At 60.6% G+C, this 24,858-nt stretch carries 19 protein-coding genes; 13 read left to right on the forward strand and 6 right to left on the reverse strand.

Going from position 1 to position 24,858, the window contains the following annotated elements:
* Window positions 1-64: 64 nt before the first annotated feature.
* A complete protein-coding gene (locus AB4Y71_RS08045) occupies window positions 65-1,000 on the reverse strand; it encodes an ADP-ribosylglycohydrolase family protein (protein WP_441719390.1) in 936 nt (311 codons plus the stop codon).
* A 51-nt stretch (window positions 1,001-1,051) separates the two neighbouring features.
* Between AB4Y71_RS08045 and AB4Y71_RS08050 the strand changes: the two genes are divergently transcribed.
* From AB4Y71_RS08050 to AB4Y71_RS08060, 3 genes are all read left to right on the forward strand, one after another.
* Window positions 1,052-2,218, forward strand: a complete 1,167-nt coding sequence (locus AB4Y71_RS08050) for an exonuclease SbcCD subunit D (RefSeq protein WP_441719393.1) — start codon at window positions 1,052-1,054, stop codon at window positions 2,216-2,218.
* Window positions 2,215-5,286 carry an AAA family ATPase gene (locus AB4Y71_RS08055; RefSeq protein WP_441719395.1) on the forward strand — a complete coding sequence of 1,024 codons (3,072 nt, stop codon included), beginning with the start codon at window positions 2,215-2,217 and terminating at the stop codon, window positions 5,284-5,286. The genes AB4Y71_RS08050 and AB4Y71_RS08055 overlap by 4 nt, the downstream gene beginning before the upstream one ends.
* A 112-nt stretch (window positions 5,287-5,398) precedes the next feature.
* On the forward strand, window positions 5,399-6,673 hold the full coding sequence (locus AB4Y71_RS08060; RefSeq protein WP_441719397.1) for an MFS transporter: 1,275 nt from the start codon (window positions 5,399-5,401) through the stop codon (window positions 6,671-6,673).
* A 158-nt stretch (window positions 6,674-6,831) separates the two neighbouring features.
* On the opposite strand, the gene AB4Y71_RS08065 is transcribed toward AB4Y71_RS08060, so the two are convergent.
* Window positions 6,832-7,527, reverse strand: a complete 696-nt coding sequence (locus AB4Y71_RS08065; RefSeq protein WP_441719400.1) for an IclR family transcriptional regulator — start codon at window positions 7,525-7,527, stop codon at window positions 6,832-6,834.
* Between the two features lie 263 nt (window positions 7,528-7,790).
* Here AB4Y71_RS08065 and AB4Y71_RS08070 point away from each other — a divergent pair, with 263 nt between their 5' ends.
* Window positions 7,791-9,131, forward strand: a complete 1,341-nt coding sequence (locus tag AB4Y71_RS08070; RefSeq protein ID WP_441719403.1) for an MFS transporter — start codon at window positions 7,791-7,793, stop codon at window positions 9,129-9,131.
* A 151-nt stretch (window positions 9,132-9,282) separates the two neighbouring features.
* On the opposite strand, the gene AB4Y71_RS08075 is transcribed toward AB4Y71_RS08070, so the two are convergent.
* Both AB4Y71_RS08075 and AB4Y71_RS08080 read right to left on the reverse strand, forming a co-directional pair.
* Window positions 9,283-10,287: a LacI family DNA-binding transcriptional regulator gene (locus AB4Y71_RS08075; protein ID WP_134780447.1), complete on the reverse strand. Its 1,005-nt coding sequence runs from the start codon at window positions 10,285-10,287 to the stop codon at window positions 9,283-9,285.
* A gap of 112 nt (window positions 10,288-10,399) precedes the next feature.
* Entirely contained in the window at window positions 10,400-12,088 is a 1,689-nt protein-coding gene (locus tag AB4Y71_RS08080) for a glycoside hydrolase family 13 protein (protein ID WP_417364711.1), read from the reverse strand.
* 266 nt (window positions 12,089-12,354) lie between these two features.
* Between AB4Y71_RS08080 and AB4Y71_RS08085 the strand changes: the two genes are divergently transcribed.
* From AB4Y71_RS08085 to AB4Y71_RS08115, 7 genes are all read left to right on the forward strand, one after another.
* Window positions 12,355-13,623, forward strand: coding sequence for a sugar ABC transporter substrate-binding protein (locus AB4Y71_RS08085; protein ID WP_193058285.1), 1,269 nt, complete (start codon window positions 12,355-12,357; stop codon window positions 13,621-13,623).
* Between the two features lie 116 nt (window positions 13,624-13,739).
* Window positions 13,740-15,335: an ABC transporter permease subunit gene (locus AB4Y71_RS08090; RefSeq protein ID WP_441719408.1), complete on the forward strand. Its 1,596-nt coding sequence runs from the start codon at window positions 13,740-13,742 to the stop codon at window positions 15,333-15,335.
* Window positions 15,335-16,249 carry a sugar ABC transporter permease gene (locus AB4Y71_RS08095; protein WP_417364709.1) on the forward strand — a complete coding sequence of 305 codons (915 nt, stop codon included), beginning with the start codon at window positions 15,335-15,337 and terminating at the stop codon, window positions 16,247-16,249. The genes AB4Y71_RS08090 and AB4Y71_RS08095 overlap by 1 nt, the downstream gene beginning before the upstream one ends.
* A gap of 101 nt (window positions 16,250-16,350) precedes the next feature.
* Window positions 16,351-17,340 carry an HAAS signaling domain-containing protein gene (locus AB4Y71_RS08100; protein ID WP_441719411.1) on the forward strand — a complete coding sequence of 330 codons (990 nt, stop codon included), beginning with the start codon at window positions 16,351-16,353 and terminating at the stop codon, window positions 17,338-17,340.
* Between the two features lie 55 nt (window positions 17,341-17,395).
* The gene (locus AB4Y71_RS08105; RefSeq protein ID WP_441719414.1) at window positions 17,396-18,151 is read left to right on the forward strand and encodes a TetR/AcrR family transcriptional regulator; all 756 of its coding nucleotides are present in this window, start codon (window positions 17,396-17,398) and stop codon (window positions 18,149-18,151) included.
* Window positions 18,152-18,251: 100 nt separating this feature from the next.
* Window positions 18,252-19,808 (forward strand): MFS transporter, encoded by a 1,557-nt coding sequence (locus AB4Y71_RS08110; protein ID WP_441719416.1) that lies wholly within the window; start codon window positions 18,252-18,254, stop codon window positions 19,806-19,808.
* 43 nt (window positions 19,809-19,851) lie between these two features.
* Window positions 19,852-20,268, forward strand: coding sequence for an META domain-containing protein (locus AB4Y71_RS08115; RefSeq protein WP_441719419.1), 417 nt, complete (start codon window positions 19,852-19,854; stop codon window positions 20,266-20,268).
* A gap of 22 nt (window positions 20,269-20,290) precedes the next feature.
* Here the strand turns inward: AB4Y71_RS08115 and AB4Y71_RS08120 are convergent, their stop codons facing one another.
* Window positions 20,291-21,391, reverse strand: a complete 1,101-nt coding sequence (locus AB4Y71_RS08120) for a fatty acid desaturase family protein (RefSeq protein WP_013348672.1) — start codon at window positions 21,389-21,391, stop codon at window positions 20,291-20,293.
* Window positions 21,392-21,518: 127 nt separating this feature from the next.
* Entirely contained in the window at window positions 21,519-23,159 is a 1,641-nt protein-coding gene (locus AB4Y71_RS08125; protein WP_441719421.1) for an ABC-F family ATP-binding cassette domain-containing protein, read from the reverse strand.
* A gap of 83 nt (window positions 23,160-23,242) precedes the next feature.
* On the opposite strand from AB4Y71_RS08125, the gene AB4Y71_RS08130 reads away from it, so the two are divergent.
* The gene (locus AB4Y71_RS08130) at window positions 23,243-23,608 is read left to right on the forward strand and encodes an ArsR/SmtB family transcription factor (protein ID WP_013348674.1); all 366 of its coding nucleotides are present in this window, start codon (window positions 23,243-23,245) and stop codon (window positions 23,606-23,608) included.
* A gap of 26 nt (window positions 23,609-23,634) precedes the next feature.
* Entirely contained in the window at window positions 23,635-24,858 is a 1,224-nt protein-coding gene (locus AB4Y71_RS08135) for an MFS transporter (RefSeq protein ID WP_441719424.1), read from the forward strand.

Consider the following 24,858-nt stretch of genomic DNA (forward strand, 5'->3'; position numbering starts at 1 on the left):
TCGGTCGGCACAGATTGAATCTGTGCTGGCCGAACTCTTTTCGTTTTCGCGGGAGTACCGGTGCTTAGACCAGCAGTGCCATCCAGCGGTCATGCAGCTCGGAGATGATGTCATCCAACGCGCTGGCCGGGCGCTCGCCGACAGCTTCGGAGCCGTACACCGCTGCCAGCAGTGCTACCGCGTAGGCATCAACCTCTGGATCGCGGGCGCTTTCTTCCTCGATTGCAGCCGGTGCGGCTTCAATATCGGATTCTTCAGCCTGCTCAGGAGCGTTCTCGCCGAAGTAGGCGTTGTACGCATCTTCGGGGGCCAGGGAGATATTCTCGCTGATCTTGTCCACGACTTCACGCAGGGCATCGGCCGAAGGGCCTTCCAGATCGACAAGCAGCTCGGCCCACAGTCCCGCGGCTTCCTCGGAGCGTTCCATCGCCAGGCGGATGATCTTGGCTGCGGCGATGGTGGTCTTGGCGGCCTGCGCATCGTGGGTCAGGAACGCTGCGGCGCGAGCCAAGGTTTCGGTGGTGCCCATTGGGACACGGCCCAGCAGTGCGGCTACTGCTGCGCGCGGCAGCACACCGGTGGTGTCGGTGCCGGGGCCGGTGGGGCGTCCTGGCTGTCCCATGTCGGCGCTGTCCAGGCCGGTGAGGTTCTGCGGATCGCCGTCCTGGATCTTTTCGAAGATCTCGACATGGGCGAATTCCTTGTCGATCCAGCGGCCCAGGGGTTCTGGGGCGCGGTCCGGGAAGGAGCCGGTGATCTTGTTGTAGCCGCGCAAGGCCGCAAGCCACATGCAGGCTGCCTCGTCGCTGGCCACACCGTCATTGGCCCATTCCAGTGCTTCTAGAAGGCCATCGGCCAGATAGAGCGGGAGGATCTCGGTGGCACCGGGATCAATGTCGTCGCGGGCGTGGGTTGCGCCATCGGCTAGGCCGAGCAGGATCGCAAACACCTTGTCTGAGTAGTTCTCTGGCAGGAGTGCAGTTTCACCGGTTTCATTCACAACTCCATTCTAATGTCCAAGTTGTCCTGGGGATTGCATAAGGTTGGACACATGCGATTGCTTCACACCTCAGACTGGCATTTGGGACGCACCTTCCACGGCGCCTCCCTGATTGAAGCGCAGCGTGCCGTGCTGCAGGAAATCATTGACATCACCATCAACCAGCAGGTGGATGTGGTGCTCATTTCCGGAGATATCTATGACCGGGCGCTGCCGCAGGTGGACGCAGTGCAGCTATGCAACTGGGTGCTGCGTGAATTGCGGGCCACCGGGGCAACGGTGGTCATCACCAGCGGCAACCACGACTCCGCCTCGCGCTTGGGCTTCGGCGCAGACCTGCTGGATAGCGCCGGGGTGCACATCATCGCGGATCTTGAGCGCATGCTGCGCCCGGTGATCTGCCAGGCCGAGGACCACCAAGTAGCCATTTACGGCATTCCCTACCTGGAACCGCGCATGGTGATGGAACGACTGGGCGCCACCCACGCCAGCCACGAGGCAGTAGTCAGTGCAGCCATCACGCGGATTCAGGAAAACTTGGAGCAGCAGCGCCAGGCCGGCACGCCGGTAGTTTCCATTGCCATGGCCCACCTGTTTGCTGCCGGTGGCATCGGCTCGGACTCCGAACGCGAACTGAGCACCGGCAACCTCGATGTGGTGAGTGCAGAACTCTTTGAGAACTTCGACTACTCCGCCCTGGGACACCTGCATGGCCGGCAGAAGGTCAAAGACAATGTGCGCTATTCCGGATCGCCGCTGGCGTACTCCTTCTCGGAAGCAAAGCAAATCAAGGGCGTGTGGGTTATCGACACCAGCGCGCAGGGCATTGAATCCATCCAAGAAGTCTTGCTGGTGGTGCCGAAGGACCTGGCGATCCTCAAAGGCAACCTCGAAGACCTTCTGGACGACGAGCAGTTCGAGTACGCAGTTGCGGCCTGGTGCCAAGTGACGCTGACCGATAGGGAGCGTCCGGCCGATGCCATGGCCCGGGTGCGAACCCGCTTCCCGGACACCGTGGTGCTGAATTTCGCACCAGAAGGCGGCGACGAAAACGAAAAGCCATCGACCTACGCCGAGCGCATGGCCAAGGCCACCAGCACCGAGCAGGTGGTCGGTGACTTCATGGAACATGTACGCGAACGCGCAGCCGATGAAGCAGAACGCGAAGTCATCACCTCCGTTATCCGCGCCACCCGAGAGGCAAAGGTCAGCCAGTGAGAATCCATAAGCTGCAGATCCAGGCCTTCGGTCCCTTTGCAGGCACCGAAGAGATCAACTTTGATGAATTAGCCGAAGGCGGCCTGTTTCTCCTGGATGGCCCCACCGGTGCAGGCAAGTCCAGCATCTTGGATGCGATTTGCTATGCACTGTACGGCGCGTTGCCCGGCAGCCGCACCGGCAGCAGGCAGATCCGTTCGGACCACGCACCAGCAGGGTTGGCACCAGAAGTCAGCTGCGAATTGACCATCGGTGACCGCCGCTTCGAGGTCACCCGCTCACCGGCGTGGATGCGTCCATCCAAACGCGGCAAGGACAAGACCACTGAACAGAAGGCTTCCAGCCTGTTGCGGGAATTCACCGCTTCGGGTTGGAACGAACTCTCCACTCGCAACGACGAGGTGGGGCATGTTTTGGGCAGCCTGCTGGGTCTGGACCGCGAGCAATTCACCAAGGTCGTAATGCTGCCGCAGGGCGGCTTTGCCGACTTCCTGCGTGCCAAGGCCAAGGACCGCGAAGATCTGTTGGCGAATCTTTTCGATACCAGCGACTATGCGCAGATTGAAGAGGAATTCTCCGCCCGGTTGGCCGATGAGCGCAAGAAAACCGAAAGCCTTGAAGCCCGGTTGAGCGCCAGTGAAGAAGCCATTCATGCCCAAGCACAGTCCTTCCTTGCCGGCCGTGAATCCAACGTGCAGGACGAAGCATCCGAAGACACCGAGGATATTGCCCAGGCGGCGCCCGCCACGGTGGCCGAGCAGTTCGCTGATTACCAGCGCCGGATCTCGGTGATTCATCAGCGTTCGGCCAGTGAAGCGGCGGCCTTGCGAGCGCAGCGGACCGGGTTGCGAGAACAGGTGCAGAGTGTTGAAGAGCGCCAGCGGATCTTTGTCCGGCTTGCCGAGCTGCGCAGCAAGCAGGCCGCCTATGCCCAGCAGCATGAGGCAGCCCTGAGCGCAGGGGCACGCCTGGAAAAAGATGCCAAGGCTGGCGCCGTACGCGCCTACCTGACCCAGCTGAATGAAGCGAAGGCCACTGAACAAAAGGTAAAGGACACCTGGCTTGCCAGCCAGCAGTGGCTTGAAAAAGAGCAGGGGCTGGCTCCCCGCATCGATATCGCAGGTCTGGAATCCTTGCGCCGTCCGGCCCAAGAGGCAGCTGAAGCATTGGCAATAGCCAAGGCAGCGCTGGAAGATGAGAAGCGCCGGGAGGTACTGGCCGCCCAAGGAGAAAAGGCCGCCGAGTTAGTTGGTGTCCATGCCAAGACCCGCACCGAGGCTGAAGAAGAAGTCCTGCGGCTCAAGACTGAACGCGAAGCGTTGGAAGCACAAGACCTCGACCAGGGCGCTGCCACCGAAAAGGTCCAGCAAGCCAAAGACCGAGTGCTGGGCCTGGAGACCAAGATCGGGCATGCAACCGAGCGCGATGGCCTTGAAAAGAAGGCCATGAGCGCACGGGAAAAAGCCAGTGCACAAGAGCTGAAGATTGTTGACGCCGCCAATTCCTTGCTGGATCTGCGCACCGAGCAGCTGGCACAAAGCGCTTTGCGCCTATCCGCCGCGCTAGAAGATGGCAAGCCATGCATGGTCTGCGGTTCTGAAGAACATCCCGCCCCGGCTCAGGCCGATGCAGGTGCGCCGCTCATTGATGATGAGCAGATCCAGAAATTGGATGCCATCGTGGCCGCCGCACGCGTTGCCGGCCAGCAGGCCGCGCAGACCCGCGACACCCTGATGGCCAAGTTGCAGGCTGCCCAGGAAGCAGCCGGTGACCAAATGGTTGCAGAACTGCGCGTTGAACTTGAAGCAGCGCAGGCCGAACTTGAGCAAGCACGGCAGAAGCACAATGAGATCTCTGCGCGCATCAGCAAGCTGGATAAGGTGCGCCGACGCGTCGAAGAGCAAAACGCCCGTGCCGCCCAGGCAGTCCTCGAGCACTCAGCCGCGCAGCACAATGCGCAAACGCTGCAGGCCCAGTTGGAAGAGCTGGACGCCAAGCTGGTCCAGCTGCGCCAGGGGAAGAACAGCCTCAGCGAACTCGTCGAGCAGCAGACCAAAACCTCTAACGGCCTGGGCAACGCATTCCAGAATTTGCGCCGCCTGCTTGAAGCCAGCCAAGCCCTGGAAAGGGCAACGGCCACGTGGGATGCCGAGCGCACCGCCGCAGGATTTGCGCAGCTGGCGGAGTACGAAGCGGCACTGCTTGAAGTTTCACAGCGCGAGCAATTGCGCCAGCTGCAGCGTGCCGATGCCGATCTGGCCAGTGCCATTGCCACGCTGGAAAGCTCCGAAGACTGCCGTAAGGCCCAAGAACTTTCTTCCCAGGGAATCCAAGCACCGGGCGAAGACGAACTGGTCGAAGCGCGATTGCTGGCCACCGCGGCTGATGAGCGTTTCGAGGCAGCACGTGAGCAAGAAGTGCTGGCACTGACTCAGTTGACCCGCCACGAGCAGTCAACTGGGGATCTTGAACGCCAGCGGGCAGATGCCGGGCCGGTCATCGAAACCTATCGCAGGCTGCGCGGATTGGCTGAAGTGATTCGCGGCGGGGGAGAGAACCTGTACAAGATGACGCTGAGCACCTACGTGCTGGCCGCACGCTTGGAAGAAGTGGCCATCGCCGCCACCCAGCGTCTGGCGGTGATGTCCGCAGGACGCTACTCGCTGCATCATGATGATTCCAAGCAAGGCAACGCGAAGTCCGGTCTCGGACTCCAGGTCCTCGATTCGTGGACTGGCAAGCGCCGCGAAACCCAGACCCTCTCCGGAGGCGAGACCTTCATGGCTTCGCTGGCCCTGGCTTTGGGCCTGGCAGATGTCATTTCACATCACTCCGGTGCTGTGGACATGCAGACGCTATTTGTTGATGAGGGCTTTGGCTCGCTGGATGCCGAAACGCTGGAAGAAGTCATGCAAGCGCTGGAAAACCTGCGTGCCGGTGGCCGCACCATCGGCCTGGTTTCGCACGTTGCCGAAATGAAGCAGCGCATCACCAACCGGGTCTCGGTCATCAAGACCCAGCATGGTTCAACCATCGCACGCGAAGGCACTGTGATCTTGGCCGGATAGATTGGACTTGCCTAGGGGCAGTGGCTATCTTGAAAGTAGTGCCATTTGGCATGTCTGGGAAATTTGTGCGTCGGGGGGTGTGGGACGACGCACGCTTCGTCATGGAGTTTTGTTGACTCAGCATACTTTGTCGAAGGAAGACCACGAGGGATCCGAAAAAATGTCCGGATACTCAGCGTTAGTTCCTTTGGTGGGAGCACCATTCCTGCCGCTCACTTTCCTTGCACGCCTTCCACTGGCGATGCTCACCATCGGGTCGATGACCCTGGTAACCGCCACCACCGGCTCATACGCCCTGGGTGGTTTGGCCGCTGCCATGGTTGGCCTCGGATCCGCCGTTGGCGGTCCGAGCATCGGCTACCTCGCTGACCGCATCGGCCAGCGCCCGGTCTTGACCACCGTTGCCGTGATCCACACGATCTTACTGGTCGCCCTGACCATTTTCAGCAATTCCAGCCCCGAGATGTCAGTAGCGATGCTCTCGGTCATGTGCCTGGCCGCCGGTGCTACCGGCCCGCAGGTTGGGCCGATGTCCCGCGTCCGCTGGATCGCGATGACCCGCCAGCAAAAGAAGAACCCCAAGGTGCTTTCTGCCGCGCTCAGCCTGGAATCGATGTTCGATGAACTGGGCTTCGTTTTCGGTCCGGTAGCCGTTGGGCTGCTGGCTTCGCTGGTGGATCCGGTGTTGCCGCTCTACCTGGCTGCCTTGCTGACGTTGGTGCTGGTGCCGGTCTTCGCCGCGCACCATACCGTGGGTGCGGTCAAGCCGGTGAAAACCGCAACGCATGCGCCGAAGGTTGCGATCAGCCGGGCGCAGGTTGCCGCAATCAGCGCCCTGGTGCTGGGCATGATGGCTCTGGGCACCGTCTTTGGTTCCTCGGCTGCCGGCACGTTGGCCTTTGCCGGGGCGCAGGGCGACTCCAACCAAGGCGGCTTGCTCTATGGTGCGATGGGCTTCTCCAGTGCGATTGCCGCGATTTCCGTGGCGGCCTGGCCTCAGGCTTTCAGGCAGATCAACCGTTGGATCCTGTGCGGTGCCGCGCTCACCGTGCTCAGCTTCGGATTGCATGTGGCTTCCAATGTTCCGATGATGCTGGTTGCCCTGTTCATTGCCGGCTTTGCCGTAGGTCCGGTGATCGTCACCGTGATGACCTTGGGTGGTGAAGTTGCTCCACCGCAGCGCCTGTCTACCGTGATGACCATGCTTTCTGCGGGCATTGTTGTGGGTACTGCCATTGGCAACGGCCTGGCCGGTGTCTTCGCGGAATCCCTGGGGTACCTCGGCGCCTTCTGGGTGTCCACCGGTGGTGCGCTGGTGATCTTCCTGGCGGCCGTGGCGATGAAGGCTATCGTGGCCAAGGCCCCGTCGCTGGCGCGCGTGCGCTAGGCCCCGTCGCTGGCGCGCGTGCGCTAGGCCCCGTCGCTGGCGCGCGTGCGCTAGGCCAAACCTGTCTCAGCTGCCGCGCTGAACGTGCGTAAAAAATCTCGTTGTCCTTCACCGTTTTGGTTGAAGGGCAACGAGATTTTGTTTAAGCAGGACAGCAACTAGTGCGCGAGCTTTTCGCTGATGCGTGCCGCTGCATGCTGGAGTTCCTCGATCGTCCGTTCGTAGCTATCCACGGTACTGGTGGCGAAGACGACGGCCAGAGCAGCCGGGGTCTGGCCCGCGTGCTGGATAGGAACGGCAATGGAGGTCACGCCCTGGATCACTTCATCGGCACTGGTGGCATAGCCAGCCTGGCGGGCGGCGATGGCAGGCTCGCGGTATTGGATTCCGGTATCCAGCGCGTCCCATTCGGCCTTGGTGTAGCGCGATTGGATGGCGATGCCGGCCGCACCCACGTCCATGCCGTGCACTGAGCCGGGGCGGTGGACAATGGCGCGCTGGGAGTTCAGCGGCGAGACCGACTGCAAGGTGGTGCACAAGTCATGTTCCCAGACGGCAACGAAGGTGGTCATTGACAGTTCGTTGGCCAGCGCTGTCAGTTCCGGGGTGGCTGCAGCCTGCAGGTCGCGCTGAACCGAGCGGGCCAGCACGGCTAGGCCCGAGGCGGAGCGGATGTGGCCGGCCTCGTCGCGGTTGAGCAGGTGGTGCTGCTCCAAGGTGCGGATGATGCGGTAGGCAATGGATCGGTGCACTTCCAGCTTCGCCGCGATTTCAGCGATGGAGAGGTTTACCGGGGAGTTAGCGACGATTTCGAGAACACGGATTCCACGGGAAAGCGTCTGTGAGGTAGGCATGGATCTTCAATCTGGCCTAGCGGAGTCGTTAATACACCGTCGAAGACCTTCGTAGTGAGCCTGGGAAAGCAAGGTCGGTAATCTAAATACGAGTTTAGTCGTTCTCTATTAGAACACCGAATTCTCTGACGTCGGTGGCAGCGCGCATGCCGGCAGGTCATTGGTGGAAGAAACTTCTTGTGATCCGCTTCACTTCCAGCATATGATGGGGTCTGACATAAACCGTCCGAACGGTCGGTAATCAACTCGCAAAAGGTCTACACATGTCATCGACTGCTTCTCGCACTCAGGAAGAGCGCCGGGTTCTCGCCGGTACTCTCGTGGGCACCACCATCGAGTGGTACGACTTCTTCATTTTCGCCCAACTCACCGCAACCCTGCTCACCCCGCTGTTCCTGGAACCTCTGGGCGAAGCGAATCCAGGAGTGGCGCAGGTTCTGTCCTTCGCCATGATCGGCATCTCCTTCTTCTTCCGCCCATTGGGCGCCGTCGTAGCCGGACACCTGGGGGACCGCTACGGACGCAAGCGCATTCTGGTGCTCACCCTGATCTTGATGGGTGTCGCCACCGCGGCCATCGGCCTGCTGCCAACCTATGCTTCCATCGGCGTTGCCGCACCAATCCTGCTGGTGCTGCTGCGCGTGATCCAGGGCTTCTCGGCTGGCGGCGAATGGGGCGGCGCAGCCCTGATGGCAGTAGAGCACGCACCTGAGCACCGCCGCGGCTACTTCGGGGCCTACCCGCAGATCGGTGTGCCAATCGGCATGATCCTGGCTACCGGCCTGCTCTACATCCTGCGCGTTTCGCTCTCCCCGGAAGCATTCACCGCCTGGGGCTGGCGTATTCCGTTCCTGCTCTCGATCGCGCTGATCTTCGTGGGCTACATGATCCGTCGTGCTGTCGAAGAATCCCCGGTCTTCAAGCAGCTCTCGCTGCGCAAGGCTTCCGAGCACACCCCGCTGCGCGAGCTGATGACCGGCCACACCAAGCAGGTGCTGCAGGCAGCATTGATCTTCATCTCGAACAACGCCGCCGGCTACCTGGTCATCGCGTTCTTCATCTCCTACACCACCAAGGTGCTGGAAATGCCACTGGCACCGATCCTGCTGGCTACCACCATCGGTTCGGTCGGCTGGCTGATCTTCACTCTGGTCGGTGGTTGGCTCTCGGATAAGATCGGGCGCCGGGCCACCTTCGTCATCGGCTATGCGCTGGTCTTCGTCTGGATGATCCCGATGTTCCTGCTGGTCGACACCGGAAATATTGTGCTCTACGGTGTTGCGATCTTCGTGCTGACCGTTGGCCTGGGCCTGTCCTACGGTCCGCAGTCGGCAATGTACGCCGAAATGTTCCCAGCACATATCCGCTACTCGGGCATCTCCATTGGCTATGCCATCGGTGCCATCCTCGGCGGTGCCTTCGCGGCCACCGTAGCGCAGATCCTGCTGGAGACCACCGGCGCTTCGATCTCGATTGCCATCTACATCATGGTGCTGACCGTGATCTCCGTGGCAGCGGTGCTGTGGGTTGGCGAAACCCGCGGACGCAACCTGCACGTGGAAGAGGTCGAAGGCGAGCAGGCTGGCGCCGCTCACCTCGGCTAACCGCTAAGCGTACGGCAATGCCCGCGTGTTCCGATGGCCAGCAGGCCAGAGGAACACGCGGGCATTTGCGCGTCTGCGGGGGGGGGAGGAGGAGAAAACTTTTGCTCCAAGGCCGGAACCGAGTGCGCTTGCGCGGAACCTGGCAGAAGAACTAGGCCGGACTTGTGGTGGAGGAACGCACAATCAGCCGATGATCCAATTCATGGGCCTGTGCCGGCTCTTCACCGCGAATCGCACGCAGCAGCATGGCAACCGCCAGCTGCCCTTGTTCATGCGGCCGCTGCTCCACCGTGGTCAAGCCAAAGAGCTCGGCAAGATCATGGTTATCCACGCCGATTACCGACAGGTCGCGAGGCAATTGCAAGCCCAGATCGCGGGCGGCCAGAATCGCGCCGATTGCCATCTCATCGCTGGCGGCAAAGACCGCGGTAGGCCGGGAAGCAGGATTGCCCAGTAGCTGCTTGGCCACCGCATAGCCCTGGGTCATGGAGAAATCGGCGCTCACGATCAGCGACTCATCGATAGGCAACCCTGCCTGCTCCAGCGCCTGCTCGTACCCGGCGCGGCGGTGGGTGGGAATCATGAAGTCCACATCGGTTTCCGCGTTGCCGCCAATAAAGCCAATGCGTTCATGGCCCAAAGAAATCAGGTGCCCGGTGGCCAGAGCCGAAATCGCTTCATCATTCACGTGCAGCGTTGGCACCCCTGGAAGCGGGCCGCCGACGCCAACCAATGGCTTGTCCACAGCCAGCAAGGCCTGGACCTCCTCATCGGCTAATTCGACGTTGACCGCGATTACCGCGTCAACGCGCTGGCGCAGCAGGAAATCGGAGAAGACCTTCTCGCGCTGGGCACTGTCCTGGGTCAGCTGGTAAAGGGTGGTGTCGTAGCCCTCATCCATCAGCCGGCTGGAAATGCCTTCCAGCACGCAGGCATAGAACCAGTGGTTGATCACCGGAACGAGCACACCGATATTGCGGGTGCGCCCCGAAGCCAGACCGGATGCAGAGGAAGAGACCACGTAGCCCAATTCGGCGGCGGCGCGCTGCACTGCCTCCTGCGCGGCAGCTGAGACCGAACCACGTCCAGATAATGCTCGTGAGACGGTGGCAATGGATACTCCAGCGGCTTGTGCGACGTCTTTGATCCCGGCCACTTCTCTTCCTTCCTTCACGGGCGAAGCCGTGGCTGGGGGAAATGCTTCCCATAGCCACGGCTACTGCCCAACAATACCCGGTGCGGCTGCTGCCGGTACTTTCAGTTACCGACTAGTCCAGCTGGAACCAGATGGTGGTTTCGCCCGGAATCATTCCAGCTTCGGCCGAATCCAGCTCCTGGCTGCGCACCAGCTCGGTGGCTGCCTGCGCCTCAGCTGGCAATGGCAGCGGGGTCTGTGCGTAATTGGCTACCACCAGCACGTTGCCGTTGGCGAAGGCCAGGACATCGTCCTCGGTGCCTTCGACCCAGTTCAGCGAACCGGTGCCCAGTGCGTGATCCTGGCGCAGCTGCAGCAGGCGGCGGTACAGGTTCAGCGTGGAGGACTTGTCATCAACCTGCGCGTCGCGGGCGTAGGAATCCCAGTTCGCTGGCTGCGGCAACCAGCTTTCGCCGCTGTCACTGAAGCCATAGGCAGGCTTGCCGCTTTCCCATGGAAGCGGCACACGGCAACCGTCACGGCCATAGCGTTCGCCGTTGGTACGGAACCAGGTTGGGTCCTGGCGTGCTTCATCTGGCAGGTCGATGGCTTCTGGCAGACCCAGTTCCTCGCCCTGGTAGATGTAGGCGCCACCCGGAAGGGCAAGCATCAGCGAGCTCGAAGCACGCGCACGGCGCAAGCCGACTTCAGGTGCTGGCAGGTTTGGAGTGCGCGGGCCGATGCCATCACCCTGCGGGTTATCGGCGCTCAAGGCCAAACGGGTGGCGTGGCGCACCACGTCATGGTTGGAGAGCACCCAGGTGCTCGGGGCTCCGACCTTGCCGAATTCTTCCAGGGACTCATCGATGGTGTGGCGGATCTGCTGGGCATCGAAGTCGCAGGAGAGGTACGGGAAATTGAATGCCTGGTGCATTTCGTCATTGCGAACCCACTTGGCCATCAAGGACAGGGGCTTGACCCAGGCCTCGGCGCAGAGCACGCGATTGCCCTCGTATTCGTCCATGACTTTGCGCCAGTCGCGGTAGATCTCGTGCACGCCTTCCTGGCCCCACCATGGAGCCAGTTCCTCGGTGCCGCCCATGGATGCGGCGGTGGGGTCCGGGGTGAAGTCCGGAAGCCCATCGGCCTTGATCAATCCGTGGGCCACGTCGACGCGGAAGCCATCGGTGCCGCGGTCCAGCCAGAAGCGCAGGACATCGCGGAACATTGCGCGTACTTCCTCGTTGTGCCAGTTGAAGTCCGGCTGCGAGGAATCGAAGATGTGCAGGTAGGACTGGCCGGTGCTGCCATCAGCATTTTTGGTTTCGGTCCACATCGGGCCGCCGAAGACGGATTCCCAGTTATTCGGGTGGCCGGTTTCCGGGGTGTCCTTGAAGACGAAGCGATCGCGTTCAGGAGAGCCCGGAGCTGCCTTGAGTGCGGCCTGGAACCATGGGTGCTGGTCCGAGCAATGGTTAGGGACCAAGTCGATGATGACGCGCAACCCCAGTTCGTGGGCTCGGGCCACCATCGTGTCGAAGTCTTCCAAGGTTCCGAACAGCGGATCAATGTCGCAGTAGTTCGAGACATCGTAGCCGCCGTCCTTCTGCGGGGACGTGAAGAATGGCGAGAGCCAAATGGCGTCGACCGAAAGCTGAGCGATGCTTTCCAGGCGCTGGGTGATGCCACGCAGGTCGCCCATGCCATCGCCATTGGAATCGGCGAAGGAACGCGGGTAGATCTGGTAGATCACCGAGGAGCGCCACCACTGGGAATCTTCGGGCTGCACAGGGGAATCTGCTGTGGAAGGAATTGAAGTCATGACGGTAACGATAAATGATTCCACGAAGAATGTAAACGTTTGCAATTTTTCTTGCAGATAGACCTCGATGTGAGGTCTTGTCTATGTTCACTGGGTGTTTGAAACTGATTTCATCGGCGTTCTTGTCAATTTCCATGATCTGTGACACGCTGTAAACGCTTACAATAGATGTGTAGCTCGCATCACACTTAGACCCGACCGGCGAAAAAGCGGAACACGCTGCCAGACAGGTCCCTCAGGACGCAGTTGTCACGAAAGGACATCCCATGAAGGTGAATAAAAACCCTTGGCTTCTCGGCGGAGCGCTCACGGCCATTGCCGCACTCTCGCTCACCGCTTGCGGCGGGTCTGGCTCCAACGCGCCAGCAGCTTCCTCCAGCCCCGCAGCGGCTGAATCCTCGCCAGCTGCGGCCTCCGGCGGCAAGCTGACCGTCTGGGTCGATGCCAACCGCGAGCCAGTGCTCAAGGAAGCGGCAGCTGACTTCGAGAAGCAGTCCGGGGTCAAGGTTGACCTCGTGATCAAGGACTTCTCCAAGATCCAGGAAGACTTCCTGCGCCAGGTTCCAACCGGCAAGGGACCGGATATCACCATCGGTGCCCACGACTGGCTGGGCAACCTGGTCAACAACGGCGTAGTCCAGCCAGTTGAGCTGGGCGACAAGGCCGGCGAATTCCAGGACGTCGCCGTGAACGCGATGAGCTACGAAGGCAACACCTATGGCGTTCCCTACGCCACCGAGAACCTGGCCCTGCTGCGCAATGCGGATCTGGTCAAGGAAGCTCCCAAGACCTTCGATGACATGATTGCCGCCGGCGAAAAGGCCGACACCGAATTCCCATTCCTGGTCCAGGTCTCTGACGTAGGCGATCCATTCCATGCCTACCCATTCCAGACCTCCTTCGGCGCACCGGTCTTCGGCACCGATGAGTCCGGGGCCTACGACCCGGCAGACCTGCAGATCGGCAATGAAGGCGGCATTGAATTCGCCAAGTGGCTGGCTGAAGAAGGCGAAGAAGGCAACCTGAAGACCTCCATAGATGGCGATATCGCCAAGGAGAAGTTCGTCTCCGGAGACTCGCCGTTCTTCCTGACCGGACCATGGAACGTTGAAGCAGTTGAAGATGCTGATATCAACCTGGAAATCGATCCGATCCCGTCGGCCGGTGGCGAAGAAGCCCAGCCATTCGTAGCAGTCCAGGGCTTCTTCGTTTCGGCGAAGACCGAGAACCTGCTGGCAGCTACCGAGTTCCTGACCAACTACATCGGTAACGAAGAAGTCCAGACCGAACTGTACGAAGTGGGCAACCGTCCGCCAGCAAACAAGGCAGCTTTCGAAGCCGCGAAGTCCGATGAAACCATCGCCGCTTTCGGTGAAGTTGGCGCCAACGGCGTGCCCATGCCGAACATCCCGGAAATGGCTGCCGTGTGGGAGTTCTGGGGCGTAGCCGAGGCTGAGATCATCACCGGCAAGGCTGATCCAGCTAAGCGCTGGAAGCAGATGACCGAAGATATCGAAAAGGCCATCTCCAAGTAGTACCGCCTGCCACCAGGCCCAATATTCAGTGCTGGAGCCCGAAGGAAAGCCTTTTGGCTCCAGCACCATGAATTCACCAGCACCATCTGCACTTGATCGACAGGGACATCTTCACGATGACAAAGACTGCCCGCCAGGGCGCGCAATCCGGCACCGAGACCCAGAAGCCGCCGCTCTCGCCCACAGCCCGGCGTTTCGCCAACTCCACCAATACTTCGGTTGGCGCCATGCTCGCCAAGATCATCCTGGTGGCGATCGTTGATGCGACCGCAGTGTTCGCGATCTTCACCGCCTTGGGACGCGAAGCCTGGGTGATCGCCTCGGTTATCGCGGTGATTACCGTGGCTATCAACGTGGTCTACTTCAAGCGCGGCTGGTTGCCGGCAAAGTACCTGCTGCCGGGCACCATTTTCCTGCTGATCTTCCAGGTGTTCGTCATCGGCTACACCGGGTACATTGCCTTCACCAACTACGGTTCAGGGCATAACTCGGACAAGGACGATGCAATCAGCGCCTTGCTGCAGTCCAACCAAAACCGCGTCGAAGGATCGGCCGGCTACCCGGTGTCCATCCTTGAGGGGCAGGACGGGCTGGCCATGCTCATCGAGCGCGATGGCCAGCAGCTGCTTGGCGATGCCGATGAACCATTTGCCCCGGTAGACCCGGCGGGACTGGGGGACTACAGCGAATTGGCTTTCGCCGATTTGCTGGGGCGCCAGCAGGAAGTGACCTCGCTGAGCGTTCCCTCCACCGAGAACCCGGCAGATGGCACCTTGCGCACCAGCGATGGCCGCACCGCCTACCAATACACCTCGTCCATCAAATACGACGAGGCCGCCGACACCATGACCGACAAGGCCACCGGTGTGGTGTACAAGGACACCGGAGTCGGCGCCTACACCGCCGAAGACGGCTCGCAGCTGATGCCCGGCTGGTCCATCAACGTCGGATTCGATAACTTCACTCGGGCGATCACCGATTCCTCGATTCGCAACGCGCTGTTCTCGGTCACCGTGTGGACTTTTGCCTTCGCTTTCCTCTCGGTCGCCACCACCTTCTTCCTGGGACTGTTCCTGGCGATTGTCTTCAATGACATGCGCATGAAGGGACGGAAGATCTACCGCGTCATCTCGATCCTGCCCTACGCATTCCCTGCGTTCCTCGGCGGCCTGGTCTGGGCTGGCATGCTCAACCGCGACTTCGGATTCGTGAACCAGGTGCTCTTCGGCGGGGCCGAAATCCCCTGGCTGACCGACCCCTGGCTGGCGAAGTTCTCGGTGCTCTGGGTGAACCTGTGGCTGGGCTTCCCATACATGTTCCTGGTGTGCACCGGAGCCTTGCAGTCCATCCCCAATGAACTCTCCGAGGCGGCCACCATTGACGGTGCCAAGCCTTTCCAGATCTTCCGCCTGATCAAGCTGCCGTTGCTGCTGGTCTCGGTCGCGCCGCTGCTGATCAGCTCCTTCGCGTTCAACTTCAATAACTTCAACGTGATCTACATGCTCACCGAGGGCGGCCCGCGCTTGCAGGATGCGGGATTGAACGTGGGTTCCACCGACATCCTGATTTCCATGGTCTACAAGGTGGCGTTCGTTGGCTCCCAGCGTGACTACGGGCTGGCCAGCGCGTTCTCCATCATCATCTTCGTGATCGTCGCCATCATCTCGATCATCAGTTTCAAACAGACCAAGGCACTAGAGGAGCTGAACTAATGAGCACCGAAATCATCGGGAAGGAAGCAGGCAGTGCACCGGCACCGCGTGCACCACGCCAGAGCTTTGGCAAATGGTTCACTTCCACCGGCTGGCGGCACCTGATCGGTGTGGCGCTGTGCATCTACGCGGCCTTCCCGCTGCTCTATGTACTCTCCGCTTCGCTGAACCCCAACGGCACCTTGCTCTCCTCCAATGGCTTCTTCAGCACCATCGGCTTCAACAGCTATGTGGAGCTGTTCCAAAATGAGCAGCGTCCCTTCGGCGCCTGGTTCGTGAACACCTTGGTGATCGGCTTGACCACGGCGGCTGCCTCGGTGTTCCTCGGAGCCCTGGCCGCCTACAGTTTCTCGCGCATGCGCTTCACCGGACGCCGCGTTGGCCTGGTCAGCTTGCTGATCGTGCAGATCTTCCCGCAGCTGCTGGCCGTGGTGGCAATCTTCATCCTGCTGTCCTCCCTGGGAGATGTCTTCCCTGTCTTGGGCATTGATAACCAGATCGCACTGATCATGGTGTATCTCGGTGGCGCACTGGGTGTGAACACCTACCTGATGTACGGATTCTTCAACACCGTCCCGGTGGAAATCGATGAGGCGGCAAAGATCGATGGTGCAGGCCATGCCCGCATCTTCTTCACCATGATCCTGCGCCTGGTCGCTCCGATCCTGGCTGTTGTCGGGTTGCTGTCTTTCATCTCCAGCACCTCGGACTTCGTGATCGCCTCGGTCATCCTGGTCTCCCCTGAAAACCAGACCCTGGCCGTGGGACTGTACTCCTACGTCTCAGAAGAATTCACCTCCAACTGGTCGGTATTTGCCGCCGGCGCGGTCTTGGCCGCGATCCCGGTGATGGCACTGTTCCTGTTCTTGCAGAAGTACATAGTCGGCGGGCTGACCGCTGGTGCAGGAAAGTAGGCACGCGCACCATCAAGTTTGCGTAGAAGTAGGGCAACATCACTGATGTTGCCCTATTTTTATGCCTCGGTGCCCGCGGCGAAGCACGTAGAGTAAACGATATGAAGCCCCACTTGCCGCGTGCCGCCCGCAACTATCTGGAGCAACTTCGCCGTGCCTTGGATTTCCTCTCCGAGCAGGAACGCCGTGAAGTTCTTGAAGCTACCAAGCAGGAGATTTTCCGCCTGCCTGGCGGTGGCCGGCGCAAGCGCGATCTGATTCGTCTGCTCGGCGAACCAGAGGCCCGGGCGCTGAAATTCGAACGCCACGAACCGCAGGCCCTGGAAGTGGGCAGCGGCAAGCACTTCTTAACCCGTATTTTGGCGTGGCCCATTTTCGCCTTGGCCTTGCTCACCGTGATGGTGGTGCTTTTCGCACCGCCCCAGGCGGCACAGATCGACGAGCAAGGAGCCGGTTATATTGCCGGGTCGACTGGCGGCCTGCTGGCCCAGCTTGAACTGCTGATCGGCTCGCAACTGATTTGGATAGCCTTCATCCCGGTAGTCATCAGCCTGATTCCGCTGTGGCTGCCGAACATTGCCGGCACCATCATCCAAGTTATTGGCGCGTTGATCATGAGCGTGATTTGCGTGGCCGGCGGGGGACAACTCTCGCTCTTCTTCATCCCGGTCACCTTGCTGCTCTGGGCCCAGGTCTTCACCCCGCTGCTGATGATGCGCGGCTCGATGGCGAGCCCCGGTCCGGCCTGGCTGATCTGCGCGGCCGTGCTTTTGATTGCGGTCGTTGGATATGCCACCGTGCGGGGCCTGGCCCATTTCAGCGCTGAACCATGGCTGATCCTGGGTCCCGCCGTGGTGCTGGCCGTGCTGGCGTTGCTGCTGCCCTTCCGCTGGAACAGCGTGCATATTGCACTGGTGGCAGCTGGCCTGCTCGTGATGGTTGCCGGATTCATCGCATCGCTGCCCGGAACCTACTCGGCGGCATTGGCCTGGCCATGGCTAGCTGGTGGAACGAGCTTCGCCGTTGGCCATCTGGCGGTAGCTGCCGGGATGTGGCATGAGCGTGCGAGAAAGCTTCTGGCGCTGTTCTAATATTTTTCGTAGCCGCATTTAGTCGTTACATAGAAATCGCATATATCCTCTAGGCATGTCAGAGAATAAGGAAACGTCCACCTTTGAACCCGTAAAGCGCGGACGAGGACGTCCGCGCAAGGACTCTGAATTTGTCAGTCTCAGCAAAGAGCTGATCGCCCAAAAGGCCCTGGAAATTGCCGGTGCTGAGGGTTATGACGCGCTGACCATGCATCGGCTTGCCGCAGAATTCAAAGCCACCCCGCGCGCACTGTATAACTACGTCACCGACCGCCAAGAAGTCATCAACCTGGCAGTTGAACGCTTCTTGTCGATCAACCCGCTGATCGAGTTCGACTGCACCGACTGGGAGCGCGGCGTGCGTGAAGCCTATAACGCCACACGCAACGCCTATCGCGCCTACCCCCGCGCTTCGCAGATGACCATCGATGAGAAGCTGGTCGTCAAGCCCGGGCCGATGCGCAATCGGCTGATCGAGCGTGTCTTGCAGTTCTACGTGGATATCGGACTGGAGCTGAAACAGGCAGTGGCACTGGTCCGGGCCTTGGAACGCGATGTCCTGGGATTCGTGATGCACGTGGATTACTACTACGACCGGCGTTCCGCCAACGCGCCGAACTACATCAGTTCGCCGGTTCCCGTCCAGCAGCTGGATGCCTATCCAGAGGTTCCCACGCCCTTGGCGCGCCAGGCGCTGGAATTGCCGCAACAGGATAGCGATGAGCTGTTCGAGGAAGTCATTGAACTGCGCTTGCTGGCTATTGAGCGCATGCGCGAGATCAATGGCGTTGCTGGACAAGAGCAAGAATGAAATAACGTCCCGACAGGGAATATTAGCGCCGTAGCCAACGCTGTACGTTGCAGGGCTGGAGGATTCTCCTGCGGCATCGCATTCTTTTGAAAGTTGGCATATGTCCCAGAGCGCGCCGAACACGGCACCCGTTGCCCCAGAGCTCTCCGCCGGCGCCCGCTGGAGGCTGCTAGGAGTCCTGCTGGCGGCGATGTTCATGTCGCTGGTCTCGGTGAGCATCGTCAACGTGGTCTTGCCGGCTATCGGTTCCACGCTGCACGCGACCGAGGCCGACCTGCAGTGGGTTCTGGCTGGCTATGCCTTGACCTTCGGCGTGGTGCTGGTCGCCGCCGGGCGTGCCGGCGACTTGCTGGGCCGCGGCGTGATGTTCATCGCCGGTGTCGCAATCTTCACTGCCGCCAGCATCTTGGCCGGCGTGGCCGCTGACCCGCTGGTACTGAACATCGCCCGCTTCATCATGGGTGTAGGCTCTGGCCTGCTCAACCCCCAGGTGATGGGCATGATCCAACAGCACTTCCGTGGAGCGGCCCGTGGCCGGGCCTACGGTTTGTTGGGTACCGCCGTGGGCTTCTCGGTAGCTATCGGACCGGTCCTGGGCGGATTATTGATCAACTGGCTCGGCGAAGATGCTGGCTGGCGTTGGACATTTTTGATCAATGTCCCGGTTGGCGTGCTGGCCATTGTCCTGGCGCTGCTGTGGCTGCCCAAGCCACTGTTCAACAAGCCAACCCATAAGGTGGATCTTGACCCGGTAGGCGGCGTGCTGCTGGCCGTTGGTATTTTCTCCCTGCTGCTGCCTTTCGTCCAAGGACGCGAAACCCCGTGGCTCTGGTCGCTGCTGGCCTTGGCCGCCGTGGTCCTGGTGCTCTGGGTTTGGTGGGAGAAGAAATACAAGGCCCGAGGACGCGAACCCATGGTGGAACTGGCCCTGTTCAAGATCCGCAGCTTTACCAATGGAACACTGATTGCCGGCTTGTACTTCATGGGCGTTTCCAGCGTCTGGGTGCTGGTAGCCATATACGTCCAGCAGTCCCAGGGCTTCAGTGCCCTGCAGGCTGGACTGATTTGCCTGCCTGCGGCTCTGCTCTCGGCATTCAGCTCTGATCTTGCTGGGCGCTATGTGATGACTCTGGGCCGCAAATTGGTCATTGGGGGCATCCTCAGTGCACTCTTCGGCCTGCTGTCCACCATCGCCGTAGTGATCTTGGAAGATCGCGGGGTGCTGGACATCTGGTGGATGCTGCTGTCGCTGGCCTTCATCGGTGTTGCGCAGGGCTTCATCATTTCGCCCAACCAGGCGTTGACCCTGATGGAAGTTCCCGTGGCCAACTCCGGCAGTGCCGGTGGCTTGATGCAGACATCCCAACGCGTGGGCACCGCGGTGGGCATTGCAGTGATCACCGCTGTCTTCTATGGAATGAACCATGTGGCCGGATATTCGGTGGCTATGTCGCTGTCATTCGTTGCCATCTCCGTGTTGGTCGTGGCCACCTTGCTGGTGGGCATCCTTGATCTGCGCCAGGGCCGGCGCACGCACAGCAAGGCTGGCGTGGAAGAAATCATCCCGGTAGCCCCCGGAGCCCAACGTACGGTTACCGGAGCCATCGATATTGTAGGACCGAAAGAGCCAACCCAACCTTTGGATTCCCAGCTCTAATTCGGCACTGGTCAGCGATCTGCTGAAGGCCTAGGCTGGGGCCATGAAGAGATTCTTGCTGCGTAGCGCGGCATTCGCCACGGCTTTCACAGCAGTGTCCTGTGCAGCTACCTCGAACGACCCAGGCGCCAGCGAACCCATTGAGAGCGAGACCAGCGTGATTTTGCAAGACCCGGTCGGTTTGTGGGGAAGCAAGGAACAGGGCCAGCCATGGCTGGAGCTTGCCGAAGATGGCAAGCTCACCGGAAGCGATGGCTGCAATCGCCTGACAGGATCCTGGAATGCATCCGAAGACCTGCAATTCGATGCGCTCGCTTCGACCAAGATGTTCTGCGAGGGCGTGGATGACTGGCTCTCGCGTGCTGCTACCGCCAAGCTGGAGGATGGTAATACGATGCTTGTCCTTGATGCCGACGGAAAAGAGCTAGGAACCCTTGCCTTTGGCGGCAAGGGTTCCTAGCTCTTTGCGATTCGGGTAGAAGCTATGCGCTAACGCGGTAACCGGAGATCATCGGGCACTCGAATGGATCGCGAGCCGAGAGGCCGACCTTGTTCAGGTAGGTGATCACCTGTGCGTAGGATTCGCGGACGCTGGCTACGGTGTACGGCACCTGGTGCTCGGCGCAGTACTGGCGAACGATAGCCGAGACGCCGGCCAGGTTAGCTCGTGGCATGGACGGGAACAGGTGGTGCTCCACCTGGTAGTTCAAGCCGCCGTAGACGTGGGAGAGCACGCGATTGCCCCAGCTGGATTTGGCCATGACATTACGTCCGGTCAGTACCTGGCGGGAGAAGAAGTCAATGCGGGCGTTCTGGGGAACCATCGGCATGCCCTTGTGGTTCGGTGCGAAGGATGCGCCCATGTAGATGCCGAAGACAGCCAGCTGCACGCCGAGGAAGGCGAATGCCATGCCCACCGGCAGGAAGTAGAAGATGACCGCCAAGTAGATGGCGATGCGCAGGAAAATGCCGGTCATTTCGCGCTTGCGGTTCTTGACCCGGCCAGCCTTGAACAGGTACTTGATCGAGTGCATATGCAGGTTCAAGCCCTCAAGGGAGAGCAGCGGGAAGAACAGGTAGCCCTGGCGGTTGGTGATCCACTTGAGCACTCCGCGCTGGCGCTTGGCATCTTCGGTCTGGAACGAGATGGTGTCCCACTCGATATCCGGATCCTTGCCCACGGTGTTGGGCGTCGCGTGGTGCTTGTTGTGCTTGTTCATCCACCACTGGTAGCTGATGCCCACCACGATATTGGCCAAGAACTGGCCCAGCTTGTCATTGCGCTTGTGCGAAGCGAGGATCTGGCGGTGAGCCGCCTCGTGCGCCAAGAAAGCGAACTGGGTAAGCAGCAGGCCCAGGGCCCCTGCCATCAGCAGCTGGAACCAGCTGTCGCCCAGAAGAATGAAACCGGTGACGGTGCCGGCTAGCAGCACGGTCAGCACAATGCCCAACCCAAGGTAGTGTCCGCGGCGGCGGCCGATCAGTCCGGCTTCGGTGACCAGCTTCTTGACGTGGAAGAAGCTCTTGGGATCTCCCGGTTTGACCGTGGGTCCTTGGGAATCGAGTGTTGCAGTGCTGCTCAAGAAAATATCCTTGGGTACTAGGCGTCGACTTCGCAGTCGAAAGAACTGAAAAACTCGGCTCCCTTAGTGCCAATACTACGTTGGATAGCTGTGAACTTACTAGTGCAATAAACGCCCAAGCCAGAACCTAAAAATGGGCTGTTAGTTGGCCTTCTGCAACTTCCCATCTGGCCGCTAAGGTGACATTTTCAAGTAATCGGCGATCGTGGGTGACCAGAAGCAGTGCTCCGGTGTAGGCTTCCAAGGCTTCTTCGAGCTGCTCGATGGCCGGAACATCCAAATGGTTGGTCGGCTCATCGAGTACCAGCAGGTTCACCCCGCGGGCCTGGAGCAGCGCCATGGACGCGCGGGTGCGTTCGCCGGGGGAGAGCTCATCGACCAATGCTGAGGACTGGTCGGCTTTCAGGCCGAACTTGGCCAGCAAGGTGCGTACTTCGGCGGCTGAATACTCGGGAACTTCGTGTTCGAAGGCTTCGCCCAGCGGCAGGTGGCCTGGCAGCTGCGTGCGCGCCTGGTCGATTTCGCCGATATTCACCGAGCTGCCCAGCGAAGCGGTGCCGCTGTGCGGGGCCAGCTTGCCCAGCAGCAGGTTCAGCAAGGTGGACTTGCCTGCGCCATTGGGGCCGGTAATGCCAATGCGATCCCCGGCATTGACCTGCACCGAAACCGGTCCGAAGGTGTAATCGCCGTGGGATACCGAGGCTTCGTTAAGCGTGCACATGACCGAGGAACCGCGTGGAGCGGCGGCGATGGAGAACTGCAGTACCCATTCCTTGCGCGGTTCTGCCACCTCGTCCAGCCGGGCAATGCGCGATTCCATCTGGCGCACCTTCGCGGCTTGCTTCTCCGAGGACTCGGAGTTGGCTCGGCGGCGGATCTTGTCATTGTCCGGAGCCTTGCGCATCGCATTGCGCACGCCCTGGGAAGACCATTCGCGCTGGGTGCGGGCGCGGGAGACGAGATCAGCCTTCTGGTTCTCGAACTGCTCATAGGCTTCGCGGGCATGGGAACGGTTGATGGCTCGTTCGGCGAGGTATGAGTCGTAGCCGCCTTCATAGGTGGCCACCTGGTTCTGCGCCAGGTCCAGCTCGATGATGCCGGTGGTGCACCGGGCAAGGAACTCGCGGTCATGGGATACCAGGATCACTGGTGCACGCAGAGAATTGATGAAATTCTCCAAGTGCTCCAAGCCGTCAAGATCAAGGTCATTGGTCGGCTCATCGAGCAGTACTGCATCGAAGCGGGAGAGCAGCAGGGCTGCCAGTGCCACACGGGCCACCTGTCCGCCGGAAAGTGCTGTCATCTCGGTATCCACTGGAAGGGTGAAGCCAAGCTTGGCCAATACCTCGGGGATGCGGTCTTCCAAGTCCATGGCCCCGGAAGCCATCCAGTGGTCGAAAGCCGCGGCGTACGCGTCATCCGCACCGGGCTTGGAGCCGCCCAGATCTTCGGCAGTGGATTCCATGGCGGTGGTGGCCGCGGCGCAACCAGTGCGGCGGGCCAAGTACGCGGTAATGGTTTCGCCCGGGACGCGGTCGTGTTCCTGGGGCATCCAGCCGATGAATGCCGAATCCGGGGCGGTGCTTACCGATCCGGCCTGCGGGTCAGCAGCTCCGGCCAGCAGTGAGAGCAACGTGGATTTGCCGGCGCCATTGGCGCCCACCACGCCATAGACATCACCGGGTGCGGCGGTGAAGTTCAGATTCGAGAAGAGGGTTCGGTGGGCGTGGCCACCTGCGAGGTCTTTGGCCACGAGTGTTGCAGTCATGGCTTCAATTCTAGTTCCAGTTAGGCACCGAGGAATTCTGCTGTGGCCTAGGCAATACCCATCAAGAGTATTAGTCTATTAGCATGCATGCAGATAATAATATTTATGCTCCGGATCCCTCCACGGAATTCGTTGAGCTGGCCGCCGAAGTCTTCGGCTTGCTCTCGGATGCAACCAGGATCCGCATCGTGTTGCATCTGCGACGGAACGGAGAACTCTCAGTCAATGCGCTCGCCGAGCTAGTGGAGAAAAGTCCCTCGGGAGTCTCCCAGCATCTGGCGCGACTGAGGATGGCGCGCATGGTCACCACCCGCCAAGACGGAACCAAGGTCCTCTACAGCCTGACCGATGACCACCCGGCGCGGCTGGTCAGTGAAGCGATCAAGCAGGCAGAACATTCTGTCTCCAATGGCCGGCTGCCATTGCACCACCGCGCTGCGCAAAGCTAGCGCCAAAAGCCAGAGAGGCGGCAACGATGCTGAGCGTACTAGGAAACCAGTCCTACGCCAGGCTTTTCAGTGCCCAGATGATTGCCCTTCTGGGTACCGGCCTGCTTACCGTTGCCTTGGGATTACTGGCTTTCGATATTGCCGGCAGTGACGCGGGTTTGGTCCTGGGGTTGGCATTGACCACCAAGATGGTCGCCTATGTCGCTGTGGCCCCTCTGGTCAACGCGCTGGTGTCCCATATTCCGCGCAAGCCCGTGCTCATTGGATCCGACATTGTCCGCGGGCTGATAGCGCTCTGCTTGCCACTGGTCAGCGAAGCGTGGCAGATCTACATACTAATTTTCATCCTGCAGTCAGCCTCGGCGTCCTTTACCCCGGCATTCCAAGCAGTGATTCCCTCGATCCTTACCGAAGAGCGCGACTATACCCGCGCGCTATCGCTGTCCCGACTGGCCTATGACATGGAATCATTGGCCAGCCCCATGCTCGCCGCAGCGCTGCTGACCATCACCAGCTATCACAACCTCTTCATGGGGACCGTTGTGGGGTTTGCCGGTTCGGCGCTCTTGGTTTCCACCACCAAATTCCCTGTGATCGCGCCACCGCAGAAGGCGAAGTTCTTCCATCGCCTGACCGGTGGAACCCGAGCCTTCTTCGCGGCCGCTGAATTGCGCAGCCTGATGGGCTTGAACCTGGTGGTGGCCTCGACCTCGGCGATGGTCATCGTCAATACCGTCGTGCTGGTCAAAGCAGAGCTAGGGCGTTCCCAGGTGGACGTTGCACTGCTGCTTGGCGCCTATGGAGCAGGCTCCATGATTGTTGCCCTGAGCATGCCCGGACTGCTGGAGCGCATTGCCGATCGCACGGTGATGCTTGTTGGCGGGCTACTCATGCCGTTGCTGCTCTTGGCTGGCGCGGGCTTGATCTTCTGGGGCGAGGGGAGCAGCCAATGGGCGGCAATCCTCGCGTTGTGGATGCTGCTTGGTGCTGCCACGGCAACAATCCTGACGCCCTCCTCCCGATTGCTTCGCCGCAACAGCACCGAGCAAAACCGGCCCAGCGTATTCGCCGCGCAGTTTTCGCTGTCCCACGCCTGCTTCTTGCTGACCTACCCGCTGGCCGGCGCGCTGGGAGCAGCGATCGGCTTGGCTCCAGTCGCTGCAGTACTGGTGATTGTGGGATTGGCTGGAACCGTGCTGGCGTACCTTTCGTGGCGCTCTGATGTAGTGCCGGTGGCAGTGGAACAGTGA

The organism is Glutamicibacter sp. MCAF14 (genome assembly GCF_052114325.1).
Taxonomy (GTDB): Bacteria; Actinomycetota; Actinomycetes; order Actinomycetales; family Micrococcaceae; genus Glutamicibacter; species Glutamicibacter arilaitensis.

Excerpts from the sequence above, each read along its gene's own strand:
- AB4Y71_RS08050 (WP_441719393.1), top strand. The coding sequence starts at position 1,052 with ATGCGATTGCTTCACACCTCAGACTGGCATTTGGGACGCACCTTCCAC.
- AB4Y71_RS08065 (WP_441719400.1), bottom strand. The coding sequence starts at position 7,527 with ATGCCTACCTCACAGACGCTTTCCCGTGGAATCCGTGTTCTCGAAATC.
- AB4Y71_RS08070 (WP_441719403.1), top strand. The coding sequence starts at position 7,791 with ATGTCATCGACTGCTTCTCGCACTCAGGAAGAGCGCCGGGTTCTCGCC.
- AB4Y71_RS08080 (WP_417364711.1), bottom strand. The coding sequence starts at position 12,088 with ATGACTTCAATTCCTTCCACAGCAGATTCCCCTGTGCAGCCCGAAGAT.
- AB4Y71_RS08085 (WP_193058285.1), top strand. The coding sequence starts at position 12,355 with ATGAAGGTGAATAAAAACCCTTGGCTTCTCGGCGGAGCGCTCACGGCC.
- AB4Y71_RS08090 (WP_441719408.1), top strand. The coding sequence starts at position 13,740 with ATGACAAAGACTGCCCGCCAGGGCGCGCAATCCGGCACCGAGACCCAG.
- AB4Y71_RS08095 (WP_417364709.1), top strand. The coding sequence starts at position 15,335 with ATGAGCACCGAAATCATCGGGAAGGAAGCAGGCAGTGCACCGGCACCG.
- AB4Y71_RS08100 (WP_441719411.1), top strand. The coding sequence starts at position 16,351 with ATGAAGCCCCACTTGCCGCGTGCCGCCCGCAACTATCTGGAGCAACTT.
- AB4Y71_RS08105 (WP_441719414.1), top strand. The coding sequence starts at position 17,396 with ATGTCAGAGAATAAGGAAACGTCCACCTTTGAACCCGTAAAGCGCGGA.
- AB4Y71_RS08110 (WP_441719416.1), top strand. The coding sequence starts at position 18,252 with ATGTCCCAGAGCGCGCCGAACACGGCACCCGTTGCCCCAGAGCTCTCC.
- AB4Y71_RS08115 (WP_441719419.1), top strand. The coding sequence starts at position 19,852 with ATGAAGAGATTCTTGCTGCGTAGCGCGGCATTCGCCACGGCTTTCACA.
- AB4Y71_RS08125 (WP_441719421.1), bottom strand. The coding sequence starts at position 23,159 with ATGACTGCAACACTCGTGGCCAAAGACCTCGCAGGTGGCCACGCCCAC.
- AB4Y71_RS08130 (WP_013348674.1), top strand. The coding sequence starts at position 23,243 with ATGCATGCAGATAATAATATTTATGCTCCGGATCCCTCCACGGAATTC.
- AB4Y71_RS08135 (WP_441719424.1), top strand. The coding sequence starts at position 23,635 with ATGCTGAGCGTACTAGGAAACCAGTCCTACGCCAGGCTTTTCAGTGCC.